The sequence below is a fragment of the Candidatus Hydrogenedentota bacterium genome (genome assembly GCA_035450225.1).
Taxonomy (GTDB): Bacteria; Hydrogenedentota; Hydrogenedentia; order Hydrogenedentales; family SLHB01; genus DSVR01.
Map to the genome: position 1 here is coordinate 70,741 of DAOTMJ010000018.1, position 18,675 is coordinate 89,415.

Genomic DNA, 18,675 nt, shown 5'->3' on the forward strand with positions numbered 1-18,675 from the left:
TTATTTATTACCAATATTTTATGATATGAAAGAAAACGGGCGCGCAAGGGTTTTCCCGCGCGCCCGTGCCGTCGTTGGAAGTTTCAACGGCTTAGTACATGTCTTCACCCATGCCGCCGCCGGGATGGCCGCCGCCCTTCTTTTCGGGTTCCGGCATCTCCGCGATGAGCACTTCCGTGGTCAGCAGAAGACCGGCCACGCTCGCCGCGTTCTGTAGCGCGCAACGGGTCACCTTGGTCGGATCGATCACGCCCGCCTTGAGCAAGTCCTCGTACTCGCCCGTTTCGGCATTGTAGCCGACCGCGCCCTTTTTCGCCTTGACGTTCTGCACAACGGTGGCGCCTTCCGCGCCGGCGTTGGCCGCCAACTGGCGCAACGGTTCTTCAAGCGCACGGATCACGATCTTCGCGCCCACGGCCTCGTCGCCTTCCAAGGCCATCTTCTCGGCGTCATCTTGGCAACGCAACAGCGCCACGCCGCCACCCGGTACGATGCCTTCCTCGACGGCCGCGCGCGTCGCATGCAGCGCGTCCTCGACGCGGGCCTTCTTTTCCTTCATTTCGATTTCAGTCGCCGCGCCGACGTGGATGACCGCCACGCCGCCCGCCAATTTGGCCAGGCGTTCCTGCAACTTCTCGCGGTCGTAATCGGAGGTGGTCTCCTCAATCTGGCGGCGGATCAGGTTGATGCGCCCCATGATCTTGTCGCTCGCGCCTGCGCCCTCGACGATCGTCGTGTTGTCCTTGTCAATGACAACGCGTTTCGCGCGGCCCATGTCGGCCAACTGCACGCTTTCGAGCGTCCGGCCGAGGTCTTCCGTAATCGCCAGTCCGCCCGTCAGCACCGCGATGTCCTCGAGCATCGCCTTGCGGCGATCGCCGAATCCCGGCGCCTTCACGGCCGCGGCCTGGAACGTTCCACGAATCTTGTTGACGACCAGCGTCGCCAGCGCCTCGCCCTCGACGTCTTCCGCGATGATCAGGAGGGGCTTGCCGCTCTTCGCGATCTGCTCGAGCAGCGGCAGCAGATCTTTCAGGCTCGAAATCTTTTTCTCGTGGATGAGAATGTACGCATCTTCGAGAACGGCCTCCATCGCCTCGGCGTCCGTCACGAAATACGGCGACAGATACCCCTTGTCGAACTGCATGCCTTCGACGACTTCGAGGGTCGTTTCGATGCCCTTGGCTTCCTCGACCGTGATCGTGCCGTCGTTGCCGACCTTCTGCATCGCCTCGGCGATGATGTTGCCGATAGCCTGGTCGCCGTTGGCGCTGATGGTCGCGACGCTCTTGATGACCTCGGTGTCGTCTTTGACCTTCTTGCTCATCTTGGCCAGGGCCGCCGTCACCACATCCACCGCCTTGTCAATGCCGCGCTTGAGCGCCATCGGGTTCGCGCCCGCCGTCACGTTGCGCAGGCCTTCGCGGAAAATCGCTTCCGCCAGCACCGTCGCGGTCGTGGTGCCGTCGCCGGCGATGTCGGATGTCTTGGACGCGACTTCCTTCACCATCTGCGCGCCCATGTTCTCGAACTTGTCTTCGAGTTCGATTTCCTTGGCCACCGTGACACCGTCCTTCGTGACGGTCGGGGCGCCCCATTTCTTGTCAATGACCACATTGCGGCCCTTGGGACCCAGGGTGGCCTTTACCGCACGGCTCAACTTGGCCACGCCGGCCAATACGCCGCGTCGTGCATCTTCGCCGAATTCCAGTTGTTTTGCACTCATGCTTTCATGTCCTCCGTTTGAATCGCCCTTCCGGGCGGGTTCGTGCTTTCAGCCCTTTGAAGTTACTCGATCACCGCCAACACGTCTTCTTCCCGCATGATGATGTGCTCTTCGCCGTCAATCTTCACTTCCGTGCCGGCGTATTTACCCATCAGAATGCGGTCGCCTTTCTTCACTTCCAGCGGCACCCGCTTGCCGTCGTCGTCCAACCGGCCCGGGCCTACCGCCACCACTCGGCCTTCTTGCGGCTTCTCTTTCGCAGTGTCCGGGATGATGATCCCGCCGCGAACGGTTTCGCTGGGCTCTTCGCGTTTTACAAGAATTCGATCGGCCAATGGTCTTACCTTCATGTCCATTCTCCCATTTGGTTGTGCGGCTTGGGCCGCATGCCTTTTTCTTTCCTTTTGCCTTTTGTCGGCCTTTGCACCGAAACGTGCCATTTTGACATCTCTGATGGCCTGTTCGTGCGCCACGCCGTACTCATCGTTCGGCCATTATCATATCAGGAGAATCCATGTTTTGTCAATACCTCTTATCTCATTGCATTTAGAGCGTTTACAAAATATTTCATTTTGCGCGCCTCTTTGCATGATCCCTAAAAATAAAGAGGCGTCGAATCGCATTGCTATTACAAATATTCTTATTTATTTTGTCAATATGGCATCATATTAGCCAATCATCACGTCGAGTGCCAAGAACGAGATCCCGTGCAAAACCGGCGCATTGAATCGCCGTTCGGCCGTGTTTATACTCGCGTGTACACCGCTGGAGGAAACAGTGCGAGGCGAAAACCCTATGGCCCCTGATTTGGCGAGTGCGAAAATAGCGGTTTTTTTAGAGCGAGCCCGATGACGAGCACGCGCACGAAGAGAAACTGGGTTGTGGGCAACGCCCACGTTAGACGTCAAGCGATCGCGTCGGGCAAGCCAGACTGTACGGTCTGTCATTTCGGTAATGGCGCCATCGGTATTGAAAAGGACAGGGGCCATTTGATCCGCACTCCTTCACCATGCCTTCCGGGCGAGGAGGCCGTTTTCGACCAGGAAATCACATGTCCGCGGGTTGGCGGATGCAATCGCCGCGGGAATCGAACATGAGGACGCGGGGAATCCGAGGATCCTTGATTGCGGTGGCCGTGCTTGGCCTTGCGGGACTCTATATCCTGCTCTATTTGCGGGGACTGGATTTCGGCCGTCCCATCATTGAGCACCACGATGAATGGATGACGACCGGACAGGCATTGTCCATGTTGGCCGAAAAACGCATCACCCCTCCCTTCTCGCTGACCTATGGCACATTCGGAACCTACATCCAGTGCGGCGTATGCGCCGTCACGCACCTCGGCAACACGGTTTTCGGGGCCTATAGGGACGCTTCGGGACACGCCATCCACAGAACCCTGGCGGACATCGCCGGACGCAGCGTGGATCGCGATCAATTCAACTTTTATCTGGCGGGCCGCATCAGCAGCGCCGTATACGCGGGTCTTTTGTTCATTGTCGTTTTTATGGTCGGACGCCGTCTTTTCGAGAGTAGTTCAGCGGCCTTGTTGTGCGTTCTGGCGGCGATGACGCACCGGCTTCTGGTGCAGCAGGCCCACTTCTCGCTGCCGAACGTTCTTGCGGCCTTGATGGCCACCGGGGCTACAGGACTTTCACTGGCGTATCTCGGCAACGGGAAGATCCGCGTGCTGTATCTGGCCGCCCTGTCGGCGGGCCTTGCCGCCGGCACGAAACTGACGATGGGACTGGCGCTCGCGCCGGTACTGCTTGCGGCGACGCTTGCGCCGGGAAGGCGCGCCTGGAGACATGTCCCGCTTCTGATCCTGACGAGCGTGACCGCCCTGTTGATTGTCGAGCCGGCCCTTGTGCTGGATTATGGACGGTTCCGCGCGTCCATGGCGCTGCTGTCGGCACAATACGGCACGAGTCTCATGCCCGACGATACCGTGTTTCAGCCGGGCGAATTCGGACTGGCGTCCGGCGCCGAAGGGGCCGTGAAGCATCCGGGCTGGTGTTTGTTGCGGTACTGGATTCAATCCGGATGGCTGTTTTTCCTTTTTTCGGCAACGGGATTGGCGGCATTGCCGATTCTGAAAGGCCGCGCGGGATGGGTATTGCTTTCGTTTCCGGCGCTCTACGCGCTTCTGGTGGCGTGGCAGCCTTACATCGTCGTCCGAAGTTATGTGCCGCTCGTTCCCTTTTGGGCGCTGGGCTTCGGCGGGGCGGCCCTTCTGTTGAATCGGATCATGCGCGGCAACTTCGGCCACCCGCTCCGGTCGCGCATGGCGCGGGGCCTTGTCGTCGTCATTGGATGGCTGATCCTCGCCGATCCGGCACAGCGAGGTCTCGCCATTACGCGGCAATTCGCCACGCCCGACCCGCTCCAGACGGCATACCGCTGGTGTGAAGCGAATATTCCGCCGGGATCCAAGGTGTTGATTGAAACCGCATGGCGCAAACAACAATTGCCCCTCCGTGAGGATTGTTTTCAGGTTACGCGGATGATCGGCTCCGTCTTTTCCAAGCCCTATATGGAACTACTTGACTATGATTATGTGATTGCCCAGGCCACCGGCATGATGGACAGCCTGCCGTGGGCGCCGGCCGTCGTGAGCACGGGCGGCGGCGCATTTTCGGATTGTTCCGGAAAAAATCGAAGTCTTGCCGAAAGCCGTCTCATCATGGCCCGCCGCGTGACCCCGGAGGAAACAGGCTACACGGGTCCCGGTGAATTTTACGTGAACCACAACGTGTACATATACCGGACGCCGAAAACGGAGCCGGTTCGCGTTTCCGCGGGCGAATTCACGCCTGCCGATGGTTTCGCTGCGAACACGGCCACATTTCTTGTAAAACCCGGCGTGTCCGCCGCGTTTGTCCAGGAACTGGCGCCTGGTGAATATGACGTCTTTCTGGCTATTGGTCAACGGGGCCTGTTTCCACCGATAACGGTCCGGCTGAACGATGAGACGCCGGTTGATGTGAATGTTTCGGATTGTCCGGGAATCCATCATTTTGTCCGGACTGTCCGGGTGGGTTCGTCCGGGATCGCGGCCGGCTCGATCGGGCTGGCCGCCGGCGCCACCGGTCAGGTTCCCGTGCGCGCGATGGTCTTTGTGCCGGTTCGCATCCCATAGCGGCGCCTGAAATGTGGAAGCGTTGGCCATGACGGCCCGAAGCCGACTTGATCCAAGCCGTTGCTCCGCCTACACTGGCGCCGTTGCGCAAAAGCGGAGGACAACGTGAGCGAAAACACCGGCGTGATTCGGGTGGCTTGCCCTTGCGGGCACAAGGGCAACGTGCCGTCGGAGGCCATGGGCAAGCCGTACCCATGCCCCAAGTGCGGTGAACGCTTCACCATTGCGCCGGAACGCCTCGCGGACGCCCCGCCGGTTGCCGGCGAGGCCGCGCCGCCGCGGGATCCGCGCGTCGGCCAGTTGCTCGTTCAGGCCGGCCTAATCACGGAAGCCCAGTTGGCCGAAGCCTTGTCGGCACAGGCGGATCGCGGAGGGAAACTCTTCGAGATCCTTATCAATCTGGCGTTTCTCAGCAAAGCCGATTTGCACACATTTCTTTCGGGCCAGCCCGGCGTTACCGCCATCGAATTGCGGAATTACGATATTCCCTATGATTTACCGCCCATTATCCCCGCGGAGTTGGCACGCAAGCATGTGCTCCTGCCGATTGATCGCATGGGCAAATTGCTAACGGTCGGCATGGCGTGTCCGTTGGATGCCTCCGCGATCGCGGAGGTCGAGAAGGCGACCGGACTGCGCGTCAAGGCCATGCTGTGTTCCTTCGACGACATCCATGCGGCACTTGAACGATTCTATCCGGCGGAAAAGGCGGAAACGACGATGGAGCAGCCGATCGACATCAAGCCGCCGCCCCAAAAGCGCGCCCTCAATCCAGAGGATGTGCTTGCGAGGCTCGATACGCTCGATGTGTTGCCGATTCTTTCCAGCACGTTGCGACATGTCCATGACACCGTGGCGCGATCCGGCCACACGATACGCGACGTGGCCGGCGTGGTATGCACGGATCCGGCCCTGTCCGCGGCGCTGGTCGGCCTGGCCAACAGTTCCGTCTACGGCATGCCGGGGCGGGTGGCCAGCATCAATCTGGCGGTGACGATACTGGGCGAAACCGCGACGGTGCGTCTGGCCGAAAACGCGGAAACCGTGCCGCCGGTTCCCGTTGCCTCGCACTTCGACGTGAAAATGTTCTGGCTGCGGTCCGTGTTCGCCGCCGCGGCCTCGATGGCCCTTGCAAAGGCGGCCGGCTGCGAACATGTCGGCGAAGCCTACACAGCCGGCTTGTTGCACGAAATCGGACGCCTGGCCCTTGCGATTATCGCGCCCGACGCCACTGGAACGATGTCGCCCGGCCGTTCGCAAGCAGACCTGCTTCAGGCCGAACAGGAGACCTACGGTGTCACACATCCCGAAGCCGCTTACCGTCTGGCGCAACGCTGGAGCCTTCCCCCGTTGATTGCGGCGCCCATTCATTGCCACCATGCACCCGACACCGCGCCCCAAAATCACCGGGATCTGTGCATGATCGTGGCCGCCGCCGCCGCGCTGGCCGGCGCGTTTCCCGCCGAAACGCCGGACAAGGACACGATTGATGCATGCGCAGCGCCCCTTGCTCATCTGGGCATGTCCCAATCCGCCGCCATGGACATCTACGAGAAGACCTCCCTGCGACTTCGGGGGGCGGCGGGCAAAGGCTGATCGTCAGCGGAACAGGCCGAGGATCGCTTTCTCGTAGGTGGCGCAAAGAATGGCATTGCCCTTGGGATTCAGATGGCAATGATCGTTAAATAGCGTCTCGCCGGGGACGTGGTGCGGCTCGGCGGCGATAATGGCGGCTTCCACATCGGCAAGGGGAATTCCGTATTCGGCAGCCAACGATCGCAAAATGCCGTTTTCCGTGTCCGACGACTGGTGCCGCCCGGCATTTTTCAGAAGATCGCGGGCCAGCGGCAGGGCCTTTTCATGTTCGCCCCGCGCAAACAGGTCCTGGATGGCTTTGTACTTTACGGCATGCTCGCCGGTCAGGTAGGGATTGATGAGATTGGACGGGATCGAACCAATGACGATGGGCACGCGGCGATCCCGGCACATCTGGATGATGATTGCGATATTGTTGCGGAACGCCGCCATGCGCGCGGCGATTTCCTGTGGCGAAAAAGTGTGTCCCCACGCCTTGTTCGAGTCCGGCTGCGCGGCCAGAAGGCGCTGGTTGTGTTCATCCTGAAGCTGGCTGATTTGGAACGAGGCGATGCGGTCGCGAATAAACCGGCACAAGGCCGATTTCGACAAAATCCGCTGCAGGGGCAGCGTTCGCAGATCCGCGATGGCGAGTTGTTCGAGTTCCTCGAATTCGTTGTGGCCGCAATACAGCATGATCAAATCCGGATCGTATTGCAGGACTTCGGCGGCAATGGCCATGATGCGCTGGCTGCCGTAGGACAATCCGCCGCAGTTGACGATTGTCACGCTGTCGAATTTTTCCGCCAATTGTTCCTGCAGCCTTTTCTCGAGCAGCGGAAACTCGTAGTCGAGATAGTTTACCGACGATTCACCCAAGGCGAAGATGCGCATGTTGCGCGCGGGCTTCTCGATCGGAAACTGCGACTTTCGGAAACACGCCTCCCGATCCGGATTCGTAACCAGCATGCCGGGATCGGCGGGCGACGGGATGAACAGACGGACACGCGGATCGAAGCCCTGGCCGAGGTCAATTTGCCGTGGCGGAATCCATATCTCCACGATGCGCGCCACACCTTCGAGCAAGGCCAGCAAGACCAGCGCCGGCAACAGCGAATAAATAATCGTTTTCTTCCAACCCAACCGCGGCGAACTGGACGGGGGGGCGGCGATCATGTGCCGTTCCTTTTCGCGCCGGCAGGGATTTCCTTTTCGAGGATGGGCGTGAGCAAGTCCGCGAGAAGGGCGTGGCCCGAGGCCGAAAGATGGCCGTCCAGTTCAAAAAAGAGACTCGAATCGTCCCTATGCGCGCGAAACCCCTCCATGACGGTCATGAAGGGCAAACCGGCGCGCTGGCTGGCGATCCGAACGCTTTCGTCCGGCGCATTGGACACCAACATGTCGTCGTTCGACTCATACCCGACGCGCCGGATGTTTGCGTTGGCCGCCCGGTTCACATACGGCCCGTGGGGAATGGTCAACACGGCCAATCGAGCGCCGAAATTCGCCGCGACACGCTTGATTCGCACGAACTGCTCGGCCAGATGTTGTATGCATTGCCGCGCCCACGGATCGTCGAGATTCATGCAAATCGTGTAAAAATTCCGGTTTTTCATCGCAAGGTCAATCATATAGGGATTCAGGCGGCCCGAAAGAAAGGCCTGCTTGACCTTCTCTTCGAACTGGTCGAAACGGGCCCGATCGGCCGGCGGCATCTTGTCGAGAAAATCCTTCGCCGTTTTTTCGGTCCATCGGCGGTTGTCCTCGGCGGACGTTTTTTGCGGCGGCGTGACGGGCTGCTGGTTGGCGGCGATTTGACGGGTCTGCCGCGCCAGGCGGACAGCCCGAACGAAGTTCGGATAGATTAGCCGCGCCCAGTCCAAGAAACCGGACTGTGGTTCCTTGACGCCTTCCCCCGCGCCCGCGAAATCGTCGTCTTGCAGGATGGTAATGATGAGGAGATCCGGCACCAGAACCGGAACGGCCTTTTCGGCCAGGGCGGCAAAATCCGGCGGCCCGGTGCCCGGTTTGCCCCCGTTGATAATTTCGACGTCGTATCCCTTGTCCCGCAGTCTTTTTTCGGTGCCCTTCACCCAGGTCTGATCGATGTCCACTCCCCACCCATAGGTGAATGAATCGCCGATGCACAGGATACGAAACGTGCCGGGTTTCTTGGCGCCGACGGGATGGTCGCGCAACCCGATCGAATTGGTCTTCGCTGTATACGTGAAATCCGACGACTCGAAATGCTGTTCCGAATTCGGCGGAAACAGCAGTTCCATCGTGCCGGGTTCGGGGGCTTTCGTCAACAGGCGGCCAACCGTCCGGTCGGCGGCCACCGTCAAGACCAGCACAAGGACAACCGACCCCGCGGCCAGCAGCAGATTTTTCCCGGCGCTTCCTTTTGCAGGCATACAATTCCTTTATCGCGTATTTTTGCGCATGGCGCGATTATTCCATTGCAAGCCTTCGCGATGCAATCGCGGGATGGTGGAACCCTGCCGCTTCCGGCGGGTTATACATGATGTGCTTGTGCGAGTACGACGACTGGGATTTTCAACCGAACGAAAACGACATACAAGGTTCGCCCTCATGTCCATCGGCGCTTTGAACCCAAGACGGTTCACGAAGACCACGTTTATCACCGCCGCGATCGCGGTGGCTGTTTTTACCCCCGCCGTGGATGCCGGAATATTGGCGCCTTTTGAACGCGATACGTTTGCTGTTCGGGAGACTCCCATTGATACACGGGTCTTGTCCGCGTTGCAGGCCGAAAACATCGCGCCGGCGAATCCCTGTTCCGATGCCGTTTTCCTGCGGCGGGCCTATCTGGACGTGATTGGCACGTTGCCCACGGTTCGGGAAGTCCGATCCTTCCTGGCGGATGAAAATCCGGACAAACGCGCGGCGTTGATTGACGCACTCATGGAGCGGGAGGAATTCGCGGACTACTGGTCGCTGAAATGGTGCGACATTCTCCGCGTCAAGTCGGAATTTCCCATCAACCTCTGGCCCAACGCCGTCCAAGCCTACCATCGCTGGATCCGCGACGCCGTCAAGTCCAACATGCCCTATGACCGTTTTGTGCGCGCCTTGCTGACATCGAGCGGCAGCAATTTCCGCGTGCCACCGGTCAATTTCTACCGCGCGGTTCAGGGACGGGATCCGGCCGCCATTGCCGAAGCCGTCGCCCTAACGTTCATGGGCGTTCGACTCGATGGGTGGCCGGATGATCGCCGCAAGGAAATGGCGACATTCTTTTCGCGGATCGCCTATAAAAAAACCGGTGAATGGAAAGAGGAAATCGTATGCCTGAACCCCGAAATCACCGACAAGATGGACGCCGTTTTTCCGGATGGCCGCACGGTGCGCATCGAGCGCGGCCAGGATCCCCGCGACGTATTCGCCGACTGGCTGATCACGCCCGAAAACCCGTGGTTCGCGCGCAACATCGCCAACCGGGTCTGGGCGTGGCTGATGGGTCGCGGGATTATCCATGAACCGGACGACATTCGCCCGGACAATCCTCCCGCGAATCCCGAACTGCTGGCGTATCTCGAAAAGGAATTCGTCGCCGCCCAATACGACCTTCGCTATCTCTTCCGCCTTGTACTGAATTCGCGGACCTATCAGCAGTCGTCCATCCCGCGCAGCGATCGGCCCGAGGCGGCGGCGCTGTTCGCCTTTTATCCCGTGCGGCGGCTCGACGCCGAAGTGCTCATTGACGCCTTGTGCGGCATCGGGGGAACGGGGGAAAGTTATTCGAGTCCCATCCCGGAACCGTTTACGTTCATACCGGAACACCAGCGCACCATCGCGCTGGCGGATGGGAGCATCACGAGTTCGTTTCTGGAAATGTTCGGGCGTCCCACGCGCGACACGGGCATGGAATCCGAACGAAACAACCAGCCCACGGACGCCCAGCGGCTCTATCTGCTCAATTCCAGCGACGTGCAGCGGCGGATCGAGCGCAGCCCCCTGTGGAAACAGATTTTTGCATCGGCCAAGCGAAATCCGCGCAATCTCGTGCAGTCCGTCTACATGGGACTGCTTTCGCGGCCGCCCACCCCGTCCGAACAGGCCGCGGCGCTGGCCTATGCGCGCAACACCGGCCTGCCGTCCAAACAGGCCGCCGAAGACCTGGCATGGGCGCTGATCAACAGCAAGGAATTCCTGTACCGGCATTGACAAGAGGGATCCCAATAAAATGCAGAACGTTCGCGAGGAGAGATTCATGAAACATGATCGAATCACGCGGCGCGATGCGCTGCGGACAGGGTTGGCCGGTGCGGCGGGACTCGCCCTGATGGGCCATCGCGCCGCATGGCCGCAAGCGATCAAAACGCCGGCACGGGCCAAGGCCGTCATCCAGATCTGGATGTGGGGCGGGCCGTGTCACTTGGACACCTTCGATCCGAAGCCGGAAGCGGGGCGCGACTATTGCGGACCGCTGGACAAGCCGATCGCGACCAATGTGGACGGCATCCGTATCGGCGAACTGCTGCCGCTGCTGGCCCGGCAAGCGGACAAGTATGCAATCATCCGCAGCATGACGCATGGCGTGAACAGCCACGAAACCGCATCGTATATCGTGCAGACCGGCCATAAGCCCGATCGCCTGGTATATCCTTCCCTGGGCGCCGTTGTGTCGTTGTTCAAGGGTTACGATTACGGTTATGAGGGATTGATTCCGCCGTACATCGTATTGACCACGACCCAAGGGCGTTTTTCGGAGGCCGGGTTCCTCGGCCCCCGGTACAAGCCATTCGCGACGGGAGGGGATCCGGGCAAGCCGCGTTTCGTGGTCGAGGGGGTCGTTGCGGAAGGCATTTCGGACGAACGCCAGCGCAGCCGCCGCGAGTTGCTTCATGCCCTCGATTCGCTCGGCAAGGCCATGCCGGCCCATGAAACATTCCGGCAACTGGATGCGTGTGAGGACAAAGCGTACGAGCTGATCCTCGGCGACGCGGGAAAACTGTTCGACTTGTCGTCGGAAAAAGACGAAGTCCGCGAGCAATACGGCCGCAGCACATTCGGGCAATCCTGTTTGATGGCGCGGCGGCTCGTCGAACGGGGCGTTCCCTACGTGACCATCAATTACCGTGGATGGGACACGCACAAGCAGCACTTCGAGATCATGCGCCGGAAGTTGCCGGAAATGGACCAAGGCATGTCGGCCCTGTTGCAGGATTTGAGCGATCGCGGACTGCTGGATAGCACGATCGTGTGGTGGGGCGGCGAATTCGGGCGGACGCCCAAAGTGCAATGGGAAGCGCCTTGGAATGGCGGACGCGGTCATTTCGGGCATTGCTTTTCGACCGTGGTGGCCGGCGGCGGATTCAAGGGGGGACAGGTTGTGGGAGCCTCGGATGCCACGGGGGAAGAAGTGGCGGATCGTCCCGTTCACCCCGAGGATCTGCTTGCCAGCATGTATGAACTGTTGGGAATAGACCCGGAAGGCGCGATGCCCAATCCGCGCGGTCTCGATGTGAAGGTCATGCCGTCGGCGGGCCGGTTGAAGGAGATCATGACATGACGCGGAGCACGAGGCGAATACAGATTGGTCTTGCCGGACGCCATGCCATTTCCCTATTTATTCTTCCAGCAATCCTCGCATGGTTTATGGCCTATCCCGCATGGGGACAATCGGGTGAACGCGAGCCGCACATCGGGTATTTGTACCCGGCGGGCGGACAGCAAGGAACCACCGTTCAGGTGCTCGTCGGCGGGCAGCGCCTGGGAGGCGCGCGCAGCGTCCACGTGTCCGGCGCAGGCGTGAGCGCGACGGTTCTGCAGTACTCGCGCCCCCTCAACAACGATCAACTCAAGGAAGTTCGGAAACTCCTGGGCAACCTGGTGAAACTGCGGCGGAGCGGAAAAACCGTGCCGGCCTTCGATCTTCCGGAGCATCCCTTGCTGCGGAATGTGGACCGGATGAGCCTTCGGGAACTGGAGCATTGGATCGCTTTGCGCCTGAATTCCGCCAAAAAGCAGCAAAACATGCAACTGGCCGACATGGCGCTTCTCGAAATTACGATAGCCGCGGACGCGAAACCGGGCCGCCGCGAACTGCGCCTCGGCACGGGCGGCGGATTGACCAATCCCCTTCGGTTCGAGGTGGGCGGCGTTGTCGAAGTATGCGAGAAAGAACCGAATGATCGCGACACGGTCGAGTTGGGCGCGGTGGATATCCCCGCCGTTCTGAACGGACAGATCATGCCGGGCGATGTGGATCGATTCCGATTTCGCGCTCAACAGGGACAACAATTGGTATTCACGGTGCAGGCGCGGGCGCTTATTCCTTATCTCGCGGATGCCGTTCCCGGTTGGTTTCAGCCGGTGCTGGCCCTCCACGACGCCCAAGGCAGGGAATTGGCGTTCGCCGACGACTATCGTTTCGATCCGGATCCGGTCTTTTTCCATGCGGTTCCGGAAAGCGGCGAATACGAGGTCGAAATACGCGATTCCATCTATCGCGGGCGGGATGATTTCGTGTATCGCATCATCGTGGGCGAACAGCCGTTCATTACCCGTCTGCATCCGCTCGGCGGCCGGACGGGAATGAAAATCACCGCTGAAATCGGGGGGTGGAACCTGCCGGAAAAAGAGATTCTGCTTGATACCGCGCCCGGCGGCGCGTCGGTTCGCGAAACGGCGCTTTACACCGGGCCATGGAGGTCGAATCCGATCCGGTATGCCGTGGACAATCTGCCCGAAATGAACGAACGGGAACCCAACGATACCCTTAAGAAGGCCCGAAAAATCGATCCGCCCCGTATCGTAAATGGACGCATCGCCCATCCGGGAGACGTGGACACGTTTCAATTCAAAACCGCTTCGGGTGGCGCAATTGTGGCCGAAATTTGTGCGCGTAGATTGCATTCGCCGGTTGACTCGGTGTTGCAGCTGTTCGATGCGTCGGGAACGAGGCTGGCAACCAACGATGATTGGGAGGACAAAGGCGAAGGGCTGTTGACGCACCATGCCGATTCGTATCTGCGAGCGGATCTGCCGAAGGCCGGCGTCTATTACGTCCAAGTGGAAGACGCGCAGCGCCAAGGCGGCGCCGAGTACGGCTACCGGTTGCGCCTCGGTCCGCCGCGGCCCGATTTCGCCTTGCGCATGACGCCGTCGAGTGTGACGTTCCGCGCCAGCCGGACATCCCCGCTAACCGTGTACGCGTTGCGGAAAGACGGTTTTGCCGGCGAAATCGGGCTGCGGCTGAAGGAGGCGCCGCCGGGATTCAAACTGGAGGGCGCCCGCATCCCGCCGGGTTGCGATCAGGTCCGCATGACGATTACAGCGACCCAGCCGTTTGATTCGCCGGCTGCCCTGGAACTGGAAGGCGTGGCAACGATTGGCAATGAAACCGTCGTACGCCCCGTGACTCCCTGCGAAAACATGATGCAGGCTTTTGCCTACTGGCATTTGACACCGACACTGCAACTCCTCGCCACGGCCATGGGTGGAAAGGGCCGTCCGCCACGAATCGAGGCGATCGGTGAGACTCCCGTGCGCATTCCCGAAGGCGGTTCGGCGCAGGTGTCGCTCCGGGTTCCCCAAGCGCCGATGCTGGAGGGCATAAAACTTGAACTCAGCGATCCGCCCAAGGGGATTGCCCTTCAGGAAACAATTTCCGTGCCCGGAAAATGGTCCCTCGTGCTGAAAGCGGACGCGGAGGCCGTCAAGGCCGGTTACGCGGACAACCTGATTGTGGAGGCCGTCAAGGAAACGGCGCCTCCGCCCAAAACCAAAAAAAACGCCAAGGCACAACGTGTGTCGTTGGGTGTCCTTCCGGCCATCCCCTTTGAAATCGTTTCGCGCTAATTTCGCAAAACCGCGATCGAATCAGACAGATCCGACGGACTGGGCCTTGAAAACACATCTTGCCCTCCATGCGTAACCTGCTACCGGCAAGCGATTTGTGCGCACGCCACTTTGACACGGCCCGCGCCGGAGCCGTATAATAAGACTGTGAAAAGTTATCGAACACTGGCGTTCACGCCATGCGGCGGCGGCCGCGAGATCGGCGCGAATTCGTATCTGCTTCAATTGAACGGGTTTCATGTCCTTCTGGATTGCGGCGTTCATCCCAAGAAGGAAGGCTTGGAATCGCTGCCGGATTTTTCCATTTTGAGGCGCGCGCCGGACGCCGCCATCGTTTCGCACGGTCACGTGGATCATTGCGGCGCCATCCCCGAACTGCTCAAACAGTTTCCCGGCGTGTCCCTTTATTCCACCCAACCGACGGTCAGCGTCATGGATCGCATGCTTCACAACAGCGTCTCCGTCATGGGCACGCTGGCCAAGGAACGGGGCATCGCGGAATATCCACTCTACCAGCATGAAGACGTGGGCTATGCCGTCAAGCGGATGTGCGGCATGCCGCTCGACGCGGAATTCGCGCTGGACGAGCGCGGCGACATTACCGCGGAGTTTTTGCACGCCGGGCATGTGCTGGGCAGCGCGAGCGTGTTGATTCGCACGCCGGAACATAATGTGCTCTACACGGGCGACATCTGCGTTGCCGATCAAGAATTGATGGCGGGCATGGAGCCAGTGGACGGCAATCTGGCCGTTGACACGCTTATCATCGAGTCCACGTACGGGGCGAATCATCTGGCCGACAAAACCTCGGTCGAGGAACAGACGGAACGATTCGCGGGATCCATCCGGCATGTGCTCGATCGCGGCGGTTGTGTGTTGGTGCCGTGTTTCGCGCTTGGGCGCACCCAAGAAATGCTGAATATCATCGCGCGCCTTCAGGAGAGCGGCGACATTCCGGACGTGCCCGTGCTGGCTTCCGGTCTGGGCCGGGCCTTGTACGAAGTCTACAACCGGTTCACCGATCACCTGCATCCCGACGCCAATCTGCGCCCGTTGAGCCGCTTTGGCCGCGTGGGCGACGTGTGGGATCGCGGCGTCGTGTTGAATCTCCTGAACAAGCCCTGCATCATCGTGGCCACGTCCGGCATGATGATTGAAAACACGCCGTCGGCCCTGCTCGCCGAGGAGATGGTCCGCAGCCACCGGCACGGCATCTTCTTTGTCGGCTATCTCGACCCGGACACACTGGGCTACAAACTGCTGCACGAGGAACCGGGCGCGACGTTCGCCTTCGGGCTGGCCCGTCCAAAGGTCAAGGTCGTGCTGGAGGACATAGACTGGTTCCATTTCAGCGCGCATGCCCCCCGGCAGGTGCTCCGCGACGTAATCGCGCGGATTCGGCCCAAGAACATTATTTTTGTCCACGGCGATCCCGACGCCATAGACTGGATGCACGGGCAGATTGGATCCGAATCGCGAACCTATTCCGCCGCGATAGGCCAGACCGTCACGTGTGAGGCGTAAGCGATGGCGCGCCGCCGGTTCGCCAAGGCCGTTATTGGGCGCGTTTCGGTGGCCTTTGCCCGGGTGTTGGCCATGCTTTCCATCGGAGCCAGCCGCCGAATCGCGCGTGCGTTGACACCTGTTCTCTACCATCTTCTCCCGCGCGTGCGGAACACGGGCATGGCCAACCTCGACCTCGCGTACGGCGACACGCTGTCCGACGGGGAAAAACGGCGCATTCTGCGGGGATCGATCGAAAACATGCTGATTGTGGCGTTCGAACTCTTCCAGATTCCCAAGCTCGAGGGTGCCTTCCTTGAACGGAATATTCGCGTAAAAGGCACGGAATTTATCCCGGGCGAATCCGGCTGCGTCGCGATTGGCGCGCATCACGGAAACTGGGAGTGGAGCGCGACGGCCATGGCCCGGCGCGGCTACAAGGCCTGTGAGATTGTGCGCGAATTCGACGATCCGCATCTCAACGCCTTCATAGATGGGACGCGGCGATCAGGGGGGGTGATTACCATTCCCAAGGACAGGGCGGCCCGGGAAATGATGGAAAGACTGGCCAACGGATATATGGTGGGCATTTTGGCCGATCAGAATCCGCGCGAGAACGCCGTGCCGGTCACGTTTTTCGGCCATCCGTGCTGGGCCACCATCGGCCCGGCCCTCGCGGCGGCGCGCGCGCGTGTGCCCATTATCCCCTTTTCGATTACACGCGATCCGGACGACGGGTATACGCTCGAATTTTTTCCTCCCATCGAAATGGTGAACACCGGCCGCACGCGCGAGGATCTGGTCGTGAACACACAACGCTGCCAGGACGCGCTCGAGGCCATTGTCCGCCGGGCGCCGGAACAATGGCTCTGGCTTCACCGCCGATGGAAGGAACGCCCCCATCTCGAGGCGGAATGGAAACGGCGCACCGGCGAGAACCGGTAACGCCGGGCATGTTTTTCGCCAATTTTTTTGAGGAGCACACTCGTTGAAACTGGTGGATGTCCATTGCCATCTTGAATGCGACGAATTTCGCGAGTCGCTCGACGCGGTTCTTTCGGACGCCCGCCGGGCCGGTCTCGTCAAACTCGTCACGGCATCCATCACGCCCGGACAATGGGCGTTGTCGGCGACGCTGGCGCGGACCTTTCCGGAGGTCGAATGCGCGTGGGGCGTGCATCCATGGCGCATTCAGCCGGGGGACGAGTCGCGTCTGGACGGCCTGTCCTCGGCACGGGAAGCGGGTGTCGCGGCCATCGGCGAGATCGGACTCGACCGAAAAATCGCATCGCCGGATTTCGATACCCAGCGGCGATTGTTCGAGGCGCAATTGCGCGCGGCGGTTGAATTGAATTTGCCCGTGGTCATTCATTGTCGGGGCGCCTTCGACGATCTGGCGGCCTCGTTCAAGCGCATCGGCATCCCCCGGCGCGGCGGACTCATCCACAGTTATTCGGGCAGCGCGGAATGGATTCGCCCATGGCTCGACAAAGGCATTCATGCGTCCCTCGGCGGCGCCCTGACCTATCGCAACAGCCGAAAAAAGCGCGAGGTGCTTCAACTTGTCTACCCGGATTTCCTGCTGCTTGAAACCGACAGCCCGGACATCCCGCCGGTCGCGTTGCGGGGGCAAATCAATGTGCCTGCAAACATCATTTACAATCTACAGGCCGCTTCCGAAATGCTCGAACGCCCCGAAGAAGACATCGCGGCCCACACCACGGCCAACGCGGTAAGGCTTTTCGGATGGGCGGCGTTTTGACGGCGGATGCTTCCGGACAAGGTCCGGTTTATAAACCGGCAAGATCCCGTATGACCTTTCCCGCCAAGATGAATCCCGCCACAGGGGGAACAAACGAAATGCTCGCGGGGATCTGCCGTTTCAGGCTGCATTTCCGGCCCTCCTGATCGTCGCAAATGCACGCATCCTTGCAGGTCGCCACTTCCGATTCGCGCGGCTTCATCGGCGTTTCCTCGGAATACACCACGGTGAGCCGGGGAATGTTTCGGCGGCGGAGTTCATTTCGCATGACCTTCGCCAGCGGACACACCTTGGTCTTGAACACATCTCCGACCACAAAGCGGGTCGGATCCAATTTGTTGCCCGTTCCCATGCAACTGACGATATTGATTTGGCGATGGAAGCAAAATTCGACCGCCGCCAGCTTGGCGGAAATCGTATCTAGCGCATCTATCACATAGTCCGCATCGTCGTCTATGGCGGATGAAATGGAATCAGGGCTTACGCACAGATGTCGCGCATCCACGGAAATCCGGCTGTCAATTCCATGAACACGTTCTTTCATGGCATCTACTTTGCGCATGCCGAGGGTTTGCCGGGTGGCATGAATCTGCCGGTTGAGATTGGTGATGCAAATTGTATCGTCGTCCACAATCACGAGACGCCCAACGCCGCACCGGGCCAGCGCTTCGACCGAATAACTGCCGACACCGCCGATGCCGAGGACGACGACCTTCCTGGCCGCCAGCGTTTCCAAAGCCTCTTTCCCGATGAGAAGCTCGGTTCTGGAAAGTGCGTGCTGCCGGATCATCACTCCTGTTCCCGTCAAGCCTGAACACCGGTTCGCTGTTGCCTCATTACCGGAAACAAAGGGGCGTCCACGCCCATACTCAAGGCGGTTCAGCCGGAATGCCTCATTCAAGGGCATGATTTCTTTGTCCGCATTTTCTGCGCACCATGCACAGAAATTGCGGACAAAAAACCAATGAAAAAAGCCCGCTTTGCGGGCCTAAAATCTGGCGGAGAGACCGGGATTCGAACCCGGGGTACAGCTTGACACCGTACAACGCCTTAGCAGGGCGCCACCTTCAACCACTCGGTCATCTCTCCCAAGGGAAATGTAATTTACCACGATTGGCCGTCAAAAGCAACTGGATGAAAGAA

General features: G+C 60.0%; 13 protein-coding genes and 1 tRNA gene. 8 read left to right on the plus strand and 6 right to left on the minus strand.

What is annotated here, in order from left to right:
• Positions 1-91: 91 nt before the first annotated feature.
• Both groL and groES read right to left on the minus strand, forming a co-directional pair.
• The gene (groL, locus tag P5540_11295) at positions 92-1,726 is read right to left on the minus strand and encodes a chaperonin GroEL (protein ID HRT65399.1); all 1,635 of its coding nucleotides are present in this window, start codon (positions 1,724-1,726) and stop codon (positions 92-94) included.
• Positions 1,727-1,788: 62 nt separating this feature from the next.
• The gene (gene groES / locus P5540_11300; GenBank protein ID HRT65400.1) at positions 1,789-2,076 is read right to left on the minus strand and encodes a co-chaperone GroES; all 288 of its coding nucleotides are present in this window, start codon (positions 2,074-2,076) and stop codon (positions 1,789-1,791) included.
• 743 nt (positions 2,077-2,819) lie between these two features.
• Here groES and P5540_11305 point away from each other — a divergent pair.
• Both P5540_11305 and P5540_11310 read left to right on the plus strand, forming a co-directional pair.
• Positions 2,820-4,865, plus strand: a complete 2,046-nt coding sequence (locus tag P5540_11305; protein HRT65401.1) for a glycosyltransferase family 39 protein — start codon at positions 2,820-2,822, stop codon at positions 4,863-4,865.
• A gap of 105 nt (positions 4,866-4,970) precedes the next feature.
• Positions 4,971-6,461 carry an HDOD domain-containing protein gene (locus P5540_11310; protein ID HRT65402.1) on the plus strand — a complete coding sequence of 497 codons (1,491 nt, stop codon included), beginning with the start codon at positions 4,971-4,973 and terminating at the stop codon, positions 6,459-6,461.
• A 3-nt stretch (positions 6,462-6,464) separates the two neighbouring features.
• Here the strand turns inward: P5540_11310 and P5540_11315 are convergent, their stop codons facing one another.
• Both P5540_11315 and P5540_11320 read right to left on the minus strand, forming a co-directional pair.
• Entirely contained in the window at positions 6,465-7,616 is a 1,152-nt protein-coding gene (locus P5540_11315; protein HRT65403.1) for a GDSL-type esterase/lipase family protein, read from the minus strand.
• A complete protein-coding gene (locus P5540_11320; protein ID HRT65404.1) occupies positions 7,613-8,854 on the minus strand; it encodes a hypothetical protein in 1,242 nt (413 codons plus the stop codon). The genes P5540_11315 and P5540_11320 overlap by 4 nt, the downstream gene beginning before the upstream one ends.
• Before the next feature lie 178 nt (positions 8,855-9,032).
• On the opposite strand from P5540_11320, the gene P5540_11325 reads away from it, so the two are divergent.
• The 6 genes from P5540_11325 to P5540_11350 all read left to right on the plus strand — a co-directional run bounded on the left by P5540_11325 (position 9,033) and on the right by P5540_11350 (position 17,532).
• A complete protein-coding gene (locus P5540_11325; GenBank protein HRT65405.1) occupies positions 9,033-10,628 on the plus strand; it encodes a DUF1553 domain-containing protein in 1,596 nt (531 codons plus the stop codon).
• A gap of 46 nt (positions 10,629-10,674) precedes the next feature.
• Positions 10,675-11,976, plus strand: a complete 1,302-nt coding sequence (locus P5540_11330; protein ID HRT65406.1) for a DUF1501 domain-containing protein — start codon at positions 10,675-10,677, stop codon at positions 11,974-11,976.
• Entirely contained in the window at positions 11,973-14,267 is a 2,295-nt protein-coding gene (locus tag P5540_11335) for a PPC domain-containing protein (protein ID HRT65407.1), read from the plus strand. Before P5540_11330 ends, P5540_11335 begins: the two co-directional genes overlap by 4 nt.
• 147 nt (positions 14,268-14,414) lie before the next feature.
• On the plus strand, positions 14,415-15,791 hold the full coding sequence (locus P5540_11340) for an MBL fold metallo-hydrolase (protein ID HRT65408.1): 1,377 nt from the start codon (positions 14,415-14,417) through the stop codon (positions 15,789-15,791).
• A 3-nt stretch (positions 15,792-15,794) separates the two neighbouring features.
• Positions 15,795-16,715, plus strand: a complete 921-nt coding sequence (locus tag P5540_11345; protein HRT65409.1) for a lysophospholipid acyltransferase family protein — start codon at positions 15,795-15,797, stop codon at positions 16,713-16,715.
• A gap of 52 nt (positions 16,716-16,767) precedes the next feature.
• On the plus strand, positions 16,768-17,532 hold the full coding sequence (locus tag P5540_11350; GenBank protein HRT65410.1) for a TatD family hydrolase: 765 nt from the start codon (positions 16,768-16,770) through the stop codon (positions 17,530-17,532).
• A 28-nt stretch (positions 17,533-17,560) separates the two neighbouring features.
• On the opposite strand, the gene P5540_11355 is transcribed toward P5540_11350, so the two are convergent.
• A complete protein-coding gene (locus P5540_11355) occupies positions 17,561-18,322 on the minus strand; it encodes a tRNA threonylcarbamoyladenosine dehydratase (GenBank protein ID HRT65411.1) in 762 nt (253 codons plus the stop codon).
• 206 nt (positions 18,323-18,528) lie between these two features.
• A tRNA-Ser gene (locus P5540_11360) sits at positions 18,529-18,621 on the minus strand.
• Between the last annotated feature and the right edge of the window lie 54 nt (positions 18,622-18,675).

Bases quoted from the DNA above. Each gene is read 5' to 3' on its own strand.
- groL (HRT65399.1), bottom strand. From the start codon at position 1,726: ATGAGTGCAAAACAACTGGAATTCGGCGAAGATGCACGACGCGGCGTA.
- groES (HRT65400.1), bottom strand. From the start codon at position 2,076: ATGAAGGTAAGACCATTGGCCGATCGAATTCTTGTAAAACGCGAAGAG.
- P5540_11305 (HRT65401.1), top strand. From the start codon at position 2,820: ATGAGGACGCGGGGAATCCGAGGATCCTTGATTGCGGTGGCCGTGCTT.
- P5540_11315 (HRT65403.1), bottom strand. From the start codon at position 7,616: ATGATCGCCGCCCCCCCGTCCAGTTCGCCGCGGTTGGGTTGGAAGAAA.
- P5540_11320 (HRT65404.1), bottom strand. From the start codon at position 8,854: ATGCCTGCAAAAGGAAGCGCCGGGAAAAATCTGCTGCTGGCCGCGGGG.
- P5540_11325 (HRT65405.1), top strand. From the start codon at position 9,033: ATGTCCATCGGCGCTTTGAACCCAAGACGGTTCACGAAGACCACGTTT.
- P5540_11330 (HRT65406.1), top strand. From the start codon at position 10,675: ATGAAACATGATCGAATCACGCGGCGCGATGCGCTGCGGACAGGGTTG.
- P5540_11335 (HRT65407.1), top strand. From the start codon at position 11,973: ATGACGCGGAGCACGAGGCGAATACAGATTGGTCTTGCCGGACGCCAT.
- P5540_11345 (HRT65409.1), top strand. From the start codon at position 15,795: ATGGCGCGCCGCCGGTTCGCCAAGGCCGTTATTGGGCGCGTTTCGGTG.
- P5540_11355 (HRT65411.1), bottom strand. From the start codon at position 18,322: ATGATCCGGCAGCACGCACTTTCCAGAACCGAGCTTCTCATCGGGAAA.